12 protein-coding genes and 1 pseudogene are annotated in these 11,651 nt (G+C 70.7%); 7 read left to right on the forward strand and 6 right to left on the reverse strand.

Features of this window, described 5'->3' with window-relative positions; all coding sequences use genetic code 11:
- The first annotated feature begins 73 nt into the window (after positions 1-73).
- Entirely contained in the window at positions 74-1,489 is a 1,416-nt protein-coding gene (locus ACWD6R_RS26200) for a phytoene desaturase family protein (protein WP_451820939.1), read from the forward strand.
- 86 nt (positions 1,490-1,575) lie between these two features.
- Here ACWD6R_RS26200 and ACWD6R_RS26205 read toward each other — a convergent pair whose 3' ends face one another.
- Together ACWD6R_RS26205 and ACWD6R_RS26210 are read right to left on the reverse strand one after the other, a co-directional pair.
- The gene (locus tag ACWD6R_RS26205; protein ID WP_451820940.1) at positions 1,576-1,860 is read right to left on the reverse strand and encodes a methyltransferase domain-containing protein; all 285 of its coding nucleotides are present in this window, start codon (positions 1,858-1,860) and stop codon (positions 1,576-1,578) included.
- Positions 1,861-1,966: 106 nt separating this feature from the next.
- Positions 1,967-2,935 (reverse strand): LysR family transcriptional regulator, encoded by a 969-nt coding sequence (locus ACWD6R_RS26210; RefSeq protein ID WP_451820941.1) that lies wholly within the window; start codon positions 2,933-2,935, stop codon positions 1,967-1,969.
- A gap of 122 nt (positions 2,936-3,057) precedes the next feature.
- Here ACWD6R_RS26210 and ACWD6R_RS26215 point away from each other — a divergent pair, with 122 nt between their 5' ends.
- From ACWD6R_RS26215 to ACWD6R_RS26230, 4 genes and pseudogenes are all read left to right on the forward strand, one after another.
- Entirely contained in the window at positions 3,058-4,305 is a 1,248-nt protein-coding gene (locus ACWD6R_RS26215) for an MFS transporter (RefSeq protein WP_451820942.1), read from the forward strand.
- Positions 4,302-4,463, forward strand: a pseudogene (locus ACWD6R_RS26220) (helix-turn-helix domain-containing protein); the annotation flags it as partial. The gene ACWD6R_RS26215 and the pseudogene ACWD6R_RS26220, both read left to right, overlap by 4 nt.
- A gap of 173 nt (positions 4,464-4,636) precedes the next feature.
- Entirely contained in the window at positions 4,637-6,109 is a 1,473-nt protein-coding gene (locus ACWD6R_RS26225) for an AlkA N-terminal domain-containing protein (RefSeq protein ID WP_451820943.1), read from the forward strand.
- A gap of 12 nt (positions 6,110-6,121) precedes the next feature.
- On the forward strand, positions 6,122-6,640 hold the full coding sequence (locus tag ACWD6R_RS26230) for a methylated-DNA--[protein]-cysteine S-methyltransferase (RefSeq protein WP_451820944.1): 519 nt from the start codon (positions 6,122-6,124) through the stop codon (positions 6,638-6,640).
- 82 nt (positions 6,641-6,722) lie between these two features.
- Here ACWD6R_RS26230 and ACWD6R_RS26235 read toward each other — a convergent pair whose 3' ends face one another.
- On the reverse strand, positions 6,723-7,307 hold the full coding sequence (locus ACWD6R_RS26235; protein ID WP_451820945.1) for a TMEM165/GDT1 family protein: 585 nt from the start codon (positions 7,305-7,307) through the stop codon (positions 6,723-6,725).
- A gap of 349 nt (positions 7,308-7,656) precedes the next feature.
- Here ACWD6R_RS26235 and ACWD6R_RS26240 point away from each other — a divergent pair, with 349 nt between their 5' ends.
- Positions 7,657-8,067, forward strand: a complete 411-nt coding sequence (locus ACWD6R_RS26240; RefSeq protein WP_451820946.1) for a (2Fe-2S) ferredoxin domain-containing protein — start codon at positions 7,657-7,659, stop codon at positions 8,065-8,067.
- A gap of 438 nt (positions 8,068-8,505) precedes the next feature.
- Here the strand turns inward: ACWD6R_RS26240 and ACWD6R_RS26245 are convergent, their stop codons facing one another.
- Positions 8,506-9,249 (reverse strand): SIR2 family NAD-dependent protein deacylase, encoded by a 744-nt coding sequence (locus ACWD6R_RS26245; protein ID WP_451820947.1) that lies wholly within the window; start codon positions 9,247-9,249, stop codon positions 8,506-8,508.
- Between the two features lie 260 nt (positions 9,250-9,509).
- The gene (locus ACWD6R_RS26250; protein WP_451820948.1) at positions 9,510-10,004 is read right to left on the reverse strand and encodes an NUDIX domain-containing protein; all 495 of its coding nucleotides are present in this window, start codon (positions 10,002-10,004) and stop codon (positions 9,510-9,512) included.
- A gap of 151 nt (positions 10,005-10,155) precedes the next feature.
- Between ACWD6R_RS26250 and ACWD6R_RS26255 the strand changes: the two genes are divergently transcribed.
- The gene (locus ACWD6R_RS26255; protein ID WP_451820952.1) at positions 10,156-11,271 is read left to right on the forward strand and encodes a glycerate kinase; all 1,116 of its coding nucleotides are present in this window, start codon (positions 10,156-10,158) and stop codon (positions 11,269-11,271) included.
- A gap of 93 nt (positions 11,272-11,364) precedes the next feature.
- Here the strand turns inward: ACWD6R_RS26255 and ACWD6R_RS26260 are convergent, their stop codons facing one another.
- Positions 11,365-11,559 carry a hypothetical protein gene (locus ACWD6R_RS26260; protein ID WP_451820949.1) on the reverse strand — a complete coding sequence of 65 codons (195 nt, stop codon included), beginning with the start codon at positions 11,557-11,559 and terminating at the stop codon, positions 11,365-11,367.
- Positions 11,560-11,651: the final 92 nt, after the last annotated feature.

Raw genomic sequence — 11,651 nt, forward strand, 5'->3', positions numbered from 1 at the left:
ACCCGCGGTTCGGTTGTCGGCGCAGCGGAATATCCTGGAGTTTCTTGCCGTCGGCTGACGAAGGAGTCCGAAGGTGCCATCGATGCTCGATGCCGTCGTCGTGGGGGCGGGCCCCAACGGACTGACCGCCGCAGCCGAACTGGCCCGCCGGGGCTTCTCCGTGGAAGTGTTCGAGGCGCAGGAGACGGTCGGGGGCGGCGCCCGTACCGAGGAGCTCACACTCCCCGGCTTCCGCCACGACCCGTGTTCAGCCGTGCATCCGCTGGGCATCGGCTCGCCCGCGTTCGCCCGGATGCCGCTCGCCCGGCACGGTCTGGAGTGGCTCCAGCCCGAGCTGTCGCTCGCTCACCCCTTCCCGGACGGCTCCGCCGCCGTGCTCACCGGTTCGGTGGGGGAGAGCGCCATGTCGCTCGGACCGCAGGACGCGGGGGCGTACCGCAGGCTGCTCGCCCCGTACCTCGGCCACTGGGACACGCTCGCGGAGGACATCCTGCGCACGCCGTGGATCGGGCTGCCGCGCGATCCGTACCGCTGGGTCCGGTTCGGGCTGGACGCGATCCAGCCCGCCACGCTCCTCGCCCGCCGGTTCCGGGGCGTGAAGGCGCGCGGCCTGTTCGCCGGACTCGCCGCCCACGCCATAGCCCCCACCAGCGGCCTTGCGACCGGCGGCATCGCGCTGCTCTTCGCCGTCGCCGCCCACGAGAACGGCTGGCCGGTGCCGCGAGGCGGCTCACAGGCCATCTCCGACGCCCTCGCCTCGTACGTACGTGAACTGGGCGGCACGATCCGTACCGGCACGGAGGTCAAGCGCCTCGACGAGCTCCCGCCCGCCCGCGCCTATGTCTTCGACACCTCGCCGACCGCCCTCGCACGGATCGCCGGACTGGGCCAGGCCTACCGCGGCTACCGGTACGGCGCCTCCTGCTTCAAGATCGACTATGCGCTGTCGGGCCCCGTCCCCTGGACCGCGAAGGAGGCCCGGCGGGCCGGCACGGTCCATATCGGGCCCACGGCAGGCGAGATCGACAGCGCGATGCGGGCAGCCGTGGCGGGCCGCGACCCGAGCGTGCCGTTCCTGATCACTGCACAGCCCAGCCTGATCGACCCGTCCCGCGCACCCGAGGGCCGTCACGTCTTCTGGGTGTACGGACATGTCCCGGCGGGCTGGGAGGGCGACGCCACCGAGGTCATCGAGAGGCAGTTGGAGCGGTTCGCCCCCGGCTTCCGCGATCTGGTGCTCGCCCGCGCCGTCGCGGGCCCGCCGCAACTCGCCGCGCGCAACGCCAATTACGTCGGCGGTGACATCGCGTGCGGTGCGTTCGCCGGTCTGCAGACGGTGATCCGGCCCAAGCTGGCCCGCGTGCCGTACGCGACGGCGCACCCGGCGGTGTTCCTGTGCTCCTCGGCCACCCCGCCCGGGCCCGGCGTGCACGGGATGTCCGGCCACCACGCGGCGAAGGCGGTGTGGCGCAGGCTCCGCGCGACCTGAGGTCAGGCCGAAGAGGCTGCGGGGCAAGGCGCCCGAGCACGCCGCCCCGCGAACCTCGGCCACCGGCGTCCTGCCCGGCCAGCCGGTCATGCGGCACACCTGGCGCCCTGCCGGTGAACTCGGTACGGCGGAGTTCCCGTCCCGCGGAGCAGCCCCGGGAACGGCAGGATGGGAGCATGCGCACACCGTTCCTTGGCAGTGAGCGGAAGTGAGTCCGCGCACTGGCGCGCCCCGAACGGTCTTGGGCGCGTCGCGCGGCCGATGGCGGTGGACGCGTAGTCCACGGCATCCACTGTGTAGCCCATCGCCTTCAGCAGCCGTGCCAGTTCGCCCGTCCCGCACGCGACGTCCAGCGCCGCGCCGCCCAACACAACTAGCTGTTGCTGGCCATGACGTTGTTGGCGGCGGCAGATTGAGTCAAATCGGTGGCGAGCTGGTTAAGCGAGTCATGTTGGTATGCACCCGTGCAAACGATTGTTAGTGGCGGGTGTGCGCGATGTCGCCGGCGCTGCGGCATGGTGTCGTTGCCCAGGACGGGAGCCAGGCCGTCTCGGGGAGCGGTGTCAGGCTTGCGAAGTGGTTGATGATCGCCCGAAGTCCCGGGTGCGGATTCGTTCTGGGGAACATGAGGGAGAGCGGGTAGGCGAGCGTCGGGTTCACGATCGGGATGCGGCGCAGGTCGTAGTTCGTCGGCCAGATGTACCGGTCGCGCGCGCCGACGAGGGTGGCCACGTCGGCGGAGTCCGCGAGGGCGTCGAGGAGTACCTCGTTACCGAAGTTCGGGCCTGCCGCGTCGATGCGGAGGTCGAAGGCGGTGGCGAGCTGATCGTAGAACTCTGCCCATTCGCTTCGGGGCGCGATACCCGGCACCCAGATCCGAAGCTTGCGCAGCTGGGGTGGTGTCAGTGTTCGTGCGGAGGCGAGCGGATGCCTGGGGCCGACGAGGAGTTCCAGTGGGGAGTCGAAGGCGTGGATCATTTGCACGTCGCGCGGCAGCGTGGCCGGATCGGTGACGGTGCGGAACGAGGCGTCGATATCGCCTGCCTGGACGGCGGCGGCCGCCCCGTGAGGGTCGTTGACCCTGAGGGTCACCACGTCGAGGTCGGTTTCGGGATGCGATCGCCAATAGTCGTGCAGAACGACGGCCTGCGCGCTTCGCAGGCCGAGAACGTCGATCCGAAGGGCCCGCGAGCCCGGCCTGACCGCGGTGACGGCGCGATCGACACCCGCGACGATACTCCGTGCGTGCGGGAGGAACGCCTGGCCGTCGAGCGTCAGTTCGACCCCTCGGGCGGTACGGGTGAACAGGCGGACCTCCAGCTCGCGCTCTAGGGCGGCGATCCGCTTCGAGACCGCCTGCTGTGTCACGCCCAGCTCGTCGGCCGCGTGTTGCAACTGTCCGAGCTCGGCCGCCCGGACGAACGATCGCACTGCCTCGGTATCCATTGGTCCAGCTTATGCCCGCCCAACTGATCGTTGTGGCTCGCCGAAAGGCGGTTGTTTGATCCTGCTCTCGTGTAGCCGATGTGATTCAGGTACCCAAACATCGGTTGTTGCGGAGGAGTCATGTGCGCGTGAAATTGGGGTCCAGTTTCGGCTGGCTGTGGTCGGCCTACGCCGTCAGCACGTATGGCACGTGGATCGCCTTCGGAGCGTTCCCACTCATCGCGGTTCGAGTGCTGCACTCGTCGGCATTCGAGGTTTCGCTTCTGCAGGCAGCCGGGCTTGCCGTCGCGGCGATCATTGCGTTCCCGCTCGGGCCGTGGGTCGAGCACCGGGCCAAGCGTCCGGTGATGATGACGATGGACCTGGCTCGGTTCCTCGCGATGGCGAGTATTCCGGTCGCGTACTTCCTCGGCTTGCTGTCCTACGGCCAGCTGCTGATCGTCTCGGTCATCTCCGGAACCGCAAGCATCGCCTTCACCGCCGCATCCGGTGCGTACCTGAAATACCTCGTCCGCAGCGATCACCTCCTTACCGCGAACGGGAGATTCGAGGGCACGAGCTGGGTGGCGACTGCGGCCGGACCGCCCCTCGGCGGCGCGCTCATCGGGCTGCTCGGCCCGGTCGTCACTGTCATGGCCGACGCCCTCAGCTACCTGCTATCCGCGCTCGGGGTCCTCCGCATCCGCGGAGGCGACGTCGCGGCACCCCGCGACCCGGCCACCAGGTTGCGCAGAGCCGACCTTCTTGGTGGCTGGCGGTTCATCCTCCACGACCGCGCACTACGGTGCCTGTTCCTCAACTCGATCCTGGTCGGCGGCCTGATCATGGCCACCGTCCCGCTCCTGGCCGTCCTCCTGCTGGGCGAATACCACTTCCCGGCCTGGCAATACGGTCTTGCCTTCGGCATCCCGGCACTCGGCGGCTTCGTGGGCGCCCGCCTCTCCGCACGCCTCGTGAAGCGTTACGGCCGGCACCGGGTCATGACCGGCTCCGGCTGGCTGCGATCGCTCTTCCCGCTCGGTCTCGCGTTCATCCATCCCGGCATCCCCGGACTCCTCACCGTGATCATCGTCGAGGGCCTGCTGATCACATGCATGGGCATCTTCAACCCGATCTACGCCACAGAACGCCTGCAACGGACTCCCGCGGATCATGCCGCCCAAGTCCTCAGCACATGGAGTGTCAGCAGCAAACTCGTGCAGGCCACCCTCATGGTGATCTGGGGCATCCTCGCCACACTCACCAGCCCCCTCGCCGCGATCACCATCTCCGGCGTTCTCCTGCTCGCCACCCCACTCTTGCTGCCCAAACGGACACACTTGTCCGACCCTGAACCCGCCGTGTGGGCCGAAGACGTCCGGGCCGCATGACTCACCGCAACGCCCCGCTCACCCCGGAAGGGCGCCGCAGGCTCATCGAGCGCTGTCGCACCCGCCCGGTCGCGCATGTTGCCGCGGAGATGGGGATATCGCGAGCGACGGCGTCGAAGTGGGTGAATCGTTACCGCCGCTACGGCGAGCTCGGACTGCGCGCGGATCGCCGTCCGCACGGTCCTGGCGGAGGCGGGAGCGCCGGTGGAGGAGGTGCGATTCGTGCTGTTCGACGCACATGCGTACGCGGAGTTCGAAGAGGCCCTGGCAGCGCAAGGCTGATGTCGGATTTCCGCTAGCCCGGCGCTATCGGGTGGCTCATGCTTGAGCCATGTACACCGACACCGAGCGCTGCGTACGGGCCGTCCAGTCCAAGGACGCCCGCTTCGACGGCTGGTTCTTCACGGCGGTCCTGACCACCAGGATCTACTGCCGTCCGAGCTGCCCCGTCGTGCCGCCCAAGGTCGAGAACATGACCTTCTACCCAAGTGCCGCCGCCTGCCAGCAGGCCGGGTTCCGGGCGTGCAAGCGGTGCCGGCCCGACACCAGCCCCGGCTCCCCGGAGTGGAACGCCCGCGCCGACTCCGTCGCCCGTGCGATGCGGCTCATCGGGGATGGGGTCGTCGACCGCGAGGGTGTGCCGGGGCTGGCCGCCCGGCTCGGCTACTCCGCCCGGCAGATCGAGCGGCAGCTGCTCGCCGAGCTGGGTGCCGGTCCGCTCGCCCTGGCCCGCGCCCAGCGCGCCCAGACCGCCCGGCTGCTCATCGAGACGACCGAACTCCCCATGGCCGACGTGGTGTTCGCGGCCGGGTTCTCGTCCATCCGTACCTTCAACGACACCGTCCGTGAGGTCTTCGCGCTCGCGCCGAGCGAGCTGCGCACCCGCGCCGCCCGGTCCGCGAAACCGCCGTCGACGCCGGGAGTGATAACGCTTCGGCTGCCGTACCGGGCCCCGCTCAATCCCTCCAACCTCTTCGGCCATCTCGCCGCGACCGCGGTTCCCGGCGTCGAGGAGTGGCGCGACGGCGCCTACCGCCGGACGCTCACCCTCCCGTACGGGCACGGCATCGTCGCCCTCACTCCGCGCCCCGACCACATCGCGTGCCGGCTCTCGCTCACCGACCCGCGCGATCTCACCCTCGCCATCAGCCGCTGCCGCTGGCTGCTCGACCTGGACGCCGACCCGGTGGCCGTCGACGATCAGCTGCGGGCCGATCCGCTGCTCGCCCCGCTGGTCGACAAGGCGCCGGGGCGACGGGTGCCGCGTACCGTCGACGGGGCGGAGTTCGCTGTACGGGCGGTGCTCGGCCAGCAGGTCTCGACCGCTGCCGCCCGCACCCACGCGGCCCGCCTGGTCACCGCCCACGGCATCTCCGTCGACGACCCCGAGGGCGGTCTTACCCACCTCTTCCCGACCCCGGAAGCGCTCGCCGGGCTCGACCCCGAGCAGCTCGCGCTGCCGCGCAGCCGTCGCACCACCCTCACGACCCTCGTCGGCGCTCTCGCCGACGGCTCGCTGCAACTCGGCACCGACACCGACTGGGAAAGGACCCGGGCCGAACTCATCACCCTGCCCGGCTTCGGCCCCTGGACCGTCGAGGTCATCGCGATGCGAGCGCTCGGCGACCCGGACGCCTTCCTCCCCACCGACCTCGGCATCCGGCGGGCGGCGGAGGAACTCGGTCTCCCGTCGACCCCCGCGGCGCTGACCGCACGCGCGGCGGCCTGGCGTCCCTGGCGGGCGTACGCGGTCCAGTATCTTTGGACCGTCGACGATCACCCCATCAATCACCTTCCCGTATAAGGGAGTTCACGCATGACTGCGACACGCGCCGCGACCCGGCAGCACACGGTCGTCGACAGCCCGTACGGTCCATTGACCCTCGTCGCCACCGACGGCGTCCTCTCCGGCCTCTATATGACCGGACAGCGGCACCGCCCGCCCGAGGAAACCTTCGGCGACCCGGACCCACGCCCCTTCACGGAGACGATCCGCCAGCTGGACGCCTACTTCGCGGGCGAGCTGCGGGAGTTCGACCTGCCCCTGCACCTGGACGGCACCCCGTTCCAGCGCAGCGTATGGGAAGAGCTCCGGTCGATCCCGTACGGCGAGACACGCTCGTACGGGGAACTCGCCGAAAACCTGGGCAAGCCGGGTGCTTCCCGCGCTGTGGGCCTGGCCAACGGCAAGAACCCGGTCGGGATCATCGTCCCCTGCCACCGGGTCATCGGAGCGTCGGGCGGCCTCACCGGCTACGGCGGCGGACTCGACCGCAAGCAGCGGCTGCTGGCCTTCGAGAACGGCACGGAGGGCGACACACCGGCGCTCTTCTAGTGCCGAGCTCCGGACACGCCGAAGCCCGGCGGACGCACGGGGCGACCGTCGGGCTTCGTGGTGGCTGCGCCATGGAACCGGCTCAGGCCATGAAGATCTCGACGACCGACCAGATCGCCAGCCCCAGCATGCACAGGCCACCGATGCGCTGCACAGTCTTGAGCGGCACCCGCTTGGCGATGAAGCGCCCGGCGACCAGCGCCAGCGCCGAGACGGACATCAGAGCGGCCGCGGAGCCGATGGCCGTGGACCAGGTGCCGTTGCTGGCGGCCAGGTTGGCGGTGGTGATCTGGGTGAGGTCACCCCATTCGCTGATGAACACCGCCATGAATGCGGTCGAGTAGACCGGCCAGAAGCCGGTCACGGTCCTGGTTTCGCTCTCCTCGTCGCCGTCGCCACCCCCGGCGCGCAGCAGCATGAACGCGCCGAACGCGAAGAGGACGGCCGAGACGAGCTTGACGATCCAGTCGGGCAGCAGCCCGATCAGACCGCCCGCGCCGACGGCGATCGCGACATGCACGAGAAACGCGGACGAGGTGCCGAACCAGACGTAGAGCGGCCGCATGCGCGTGCCCATGGCCAGCGACGCGAACATGGTCTTGTCGGGGAGCTCCGCGAGGAAGATCAGCCCGAAGGCGGTGACGATCGCCAGGGGGTCGAGATGCATTCCGGGTGGCTTTCTGTGAGAGCCGGGCCCGGGCCTTTCCGCGAAGCGCCACTCGGGCTTTTCGGAGGACCACTCGGCCCGGCATGACTGCAGCGCCCACAAGGTGCGGGCGTGTCATACCTGACCGAAGGTCTCGCCCGCCCGTAATGATCTACGAGCCCGGCCACCGGGAACCCGGGGGTTCCAGTGTGTCGACGACCGGTTTGCGGGGCTACTCCCCTTCGCAGCCACCCACCTTACCTCACCGGTTCACTCGGCCGCCGCGGGAGGGGTGCAGGTGTTCGATTGCGGAGAGTGCTCGATAGAGTCCCACGGTGATCATCCGCGCCACCACCTGGAGCGTTCCCGCATGAGCCGCCGCACGCGCAAGGCTGCCGCGCCCGCCCAGGGCGCGCCCCGCCCCACCGTCAGCGTCTGCCGCGGCTGCTGCTGCGGTACGCCGAAGATCCCGGACGTGGACCATGCCGGACAGCTCGCCACGCTGCGCCGGTCACTCGGCGAGATCGTCACGGTGCGGGCCGTCGAATGTCTGGACGCGTGCGAGCAGGCCAATGTGATGGTCGTGCAGCCGTCGGCCGAGGGCAGGAGGGCGGGTGGCCGCCCGGTCTGGCTCGGCCTGGTCAACGACCCGGATGCCGTCGCCGACATCGTCACCTGGGTCGAGGCGGGCGGCCCCGGCCTCGCGGACGCCCCCGACATTCTCGACCTCTACACGTTCCGGCCCTCGCGCCGCATCGCGCAGGAACTGGACAGGGCCTAGACCGGCCTGGACCTCCTTCTCCCAGGTGCGGTGGGGGAAGTCCGCCACGAGCGGGGCGATCTCCGGGAGGTGGTCCTCCAGCGCGAAGTGCCCGGTGTCGAAGAGGTGCAGTTCGGCGTCGGGCAGATCGCGCACATAGGCGCGGGCGCCGGGTTCGGGGAAGAATATGTCGTTACCGATCATGTTGCGTGAAAGCCTCGGCCATCAGGCCGGGGATGAAACGCATCTCCGGGTTGCTCTGACCCGCAGGTCAGAGCGGACGTTGTTGCTGAGCGATGTGCTGGCGGATGATCGCGAGTGGTGCCCCGCCGCAGGAGCCTGCGCAGCAGGACGGTGACCTGAACCGGCCGTGCACGGTGGTGCGATGGGCGCGACCGGTTCATGAGGGAAGGCTCACCGCACGGCGGGGCGGGCGAGGTCGTTCCCCGGGGAGGGGCACTAGCCGCCGGTCCCCGGGGCTGCCTCGGCGGACAGCCGCGCGAGCAGCGACGGCAGCGCGGTCCCGATGGGCTCGCGGATCGTCTCCTGCGCCAGTTCGTCGTACGGCGTCGGCTCGGCGTTCACCACGATCAGCCGCGCCCCGTGCTCCGCCGCGATCCCGGCCAGCGACGCGGCGGGCTGTACCTGCAGCGTCGTACCGACCGCGATGAACACCTCGCACGCCTTCGCGATCGACATCGCCTCGCCCAGCACCACTGGATCGAGCCGCTCACCGAACATGACGGTCGCCGACTTCAGGATGCCGCCGCAGACCGTGCACGCCGGGTCCGCCTCACCCGCCTCCACCCGGGTCAGCGCCGCCGCCATCGGTGAGCGGGCATGGCAGCGGGTGCAGACCACCTGACGCGCGGTGCCGTGCAGTTCGAGGACCTTGCGGGCGGAGAGGCCGGCCAGCTGATGCAGCCCGTCGACATTCTGCGTGATCACCCGCACGGGGACCCCGGACCGCTCCAGGTCCGCCACGGCACGGTGGGCCGCGTTCGGCTCGGCGCGCCAGGTCGCGCTGGTGCGGCGCATCTGCCAGGAGCGGCGGCGGATCTCCGGATCGGCCATGTAGAAGTCGTACGTGACGAGCTTCTCGGCCTCCGGGTCCTTCCGCCAGAGCCCGTTCGGCCCGCGGTAGTCGGGGATGCCGGAATCCGTGGAGATTCCGGCGCCGCTGAGGATCGCGACGAGAGTCATACGTGCGAGCGTACGCAGCGGCGGCTGCCGCCCGCGAGGTGATATCGGCCGGTGCTGGGTCCTGTCGTCAAACTGCCGTTCGCCGGGAGCGGCAGCGGAACGGAAGACGCATGCGAGGCCGGAGCCGGGGCCTGATCTGCGGCCGCGCTTCCGACGGTGCCGACAACTTCCTTACGCACGAGCATTGTGATGGCCTGTCAGAACAGCGGACGCGGAGGCACACGATGCCGATACGGGATGAATGACCGTGAGTCGGGAGGTCAGGAGGCGACGGGCCTGCCGTCCTCCAGCTCCACGGCGCCCGCTCCGGAGTCGAGCACCTCCAGCGCCGCCCGGACCCGGTGTCCGAGGGAACCGGGCAGATACCGGCCGAGTGCGCCGCGTTCCACCAGCTTCCAGGAGAGGAGCTCCTCCTCCTGCAGCCGGATCGCCGTCAACTGCGCCTCGTCCAGGACCCCGCCGTCGTACAGGTAGGCGGCGATCGGAGGCCGCTCGGGGCTGCGTGCCCAGTCGATCGCCAGCAGCCGTCCCGGCTCCAGATCGAGGCCGATCTCCTCGACCGTTTCGCGGCGTGCGGCCTGCCGCGGGGTCTCGCCCTCGTCGGACTCGATCGTTCCACCGGGCAGGGCCCAGCCGTCCCGGTAGTTCGGCTCGACGAGCAGCACTCGTCCTTCCCCGTCCCGGAAGACGGTTGCCGCGGCGGCCAGCACCTTGGGCAGTCCTGCGATGTACGTGGCGTAGTCAGTGGTGGTCACGTGCGCAGCGTAATGGGGGCCGGCGCGTCCGCCGTTCCGCAGGTCCAGGGCCCGGACACCCATGGGCAGAGGGCCGGTGCTCCGGATACGGTCGGGGCGGCGCGACTGCCTGTTCGAAAGCAAGGGATGCAAGGTGACGGACGGAGCAGTGATGGAGACCGCCCGCGTGCTCGTCGCGGCGGACAAGTTCAAGGGCTCGCTCACGGCGGTACAGGTCGCGGAGCGGGTGACGGCCGGGCTGCGGCGCGTCGTCCCCCAGGTGCAGGTCGAGACCCTGCCCGTGGCGGACGGCGGCGACGGCACGGTGGCGGCGGCGGTGGCCGCCGGATTCGAGCGGCGCGAGGCGCAGGTGACCGGGCCGCGCGGGGAGACCGTGACCGCGGCGTACGCCCTGCGGGGCACCACCGCGGTGGTGGAGATGGCCGAGGCCTCCGGCCTTCAGCATCTTCCGGCGGGGGTGTTCGCCCCCCTGACGGCCACGACGTACGGCTCCGGCGAGCTGCTGGCCGCAGCGCTGGACGCGGGCGCCCGGACCATTGTGTTCGGGGTCGGCGGCAGTGCCACCACAGACGGCGGCGCGGGCATGCTCGCCGCACTCGGCGCCCGCTTCCTCGACGCGGACGGCAAGCCCGTCGGCCCCGGGGGTGGTGGCCTCGCGGAGCTGGCCGAGGCGGATCTGACCGGCCTCGACCCGCGGCTGGCCGATGTGGACCTGATCCTCGCCAGCGACGTGGACAACCCGCTGACCGGCCCGAAGGGCGCCCCGGAGGTCTACGGGCGGCAGAAGGGCGCGACCGAGGACGACATCGCGACCCTCGATGCGGCACTCACCCACTACGCGTCCGTCCTCGGCGCGGACCACGCGAAACTGCCCGGGGCGGGTGCGGCAGGCGGCATCGGTTACGGGGCGCTCGTCGCTCTCGGCGCCCGGTTCCGCCCCGGCATAGAGGTCATGCTCGACGTCCTCGGCTTCGCCCCGGCGCTGGCCCGCGCCACGCTGGTGATCACGGGGGAGGGCTCCCTCGACGAGCAGACCCTGCACGGCAAGGCTCCGGCGGGCGTCGCGGCGGCGGCTCGCGCGGCGGGCCTGGAGGTGGTGGCGGTCTGCGGCCGCCTCGCGCTGCCCCCGGAGGCGCTGGGACGTGCGGGCATCCGGCGCGCGTACGCCCTCACGGACCTGGAGCCGGACCCCGCCGTATGCATGGCGCAGGCGGGGCCACTGCTGGAGCGGGTGGCGGAGGGGATCGCGCGCGACTTCCTGTCGTGAGCAGAGCCCCTGTCGAGCTGAGGTGGGGCGAGGCCGTTCCCTCGCCGACCGGCCGCCGCCGGTGCACGGAGTCGGCGTCACCGGCGAGCGCTGTCACGGCCGGCCCACGCTCGTGATCCGGGCGCAGGCCGCGGCAACCTCGCCGCCTGCGTGAGACAACGCATCGCCTTCGCCGCCCTGATCGCCACCGTTGTGTTCCGGGATCGCTTCGACCGCATCCGAGTCACTGCCGGCGCCGCGGCCCGGCCGGACTTCCTGAGCGGCATCGTCACCCTGGAACTCGCCCACCGTTCCTTGGCAGTGAGCGGAAGTGAGTCCGCGCACTGGCGCGCCCCGAACGGTCTTGGGCGCACTGGTCGTCCGCTTTCACCTCCGGGCGG

This window comes from Streptomyces sp. NPDC005151 (assembly GCF_053599875.1).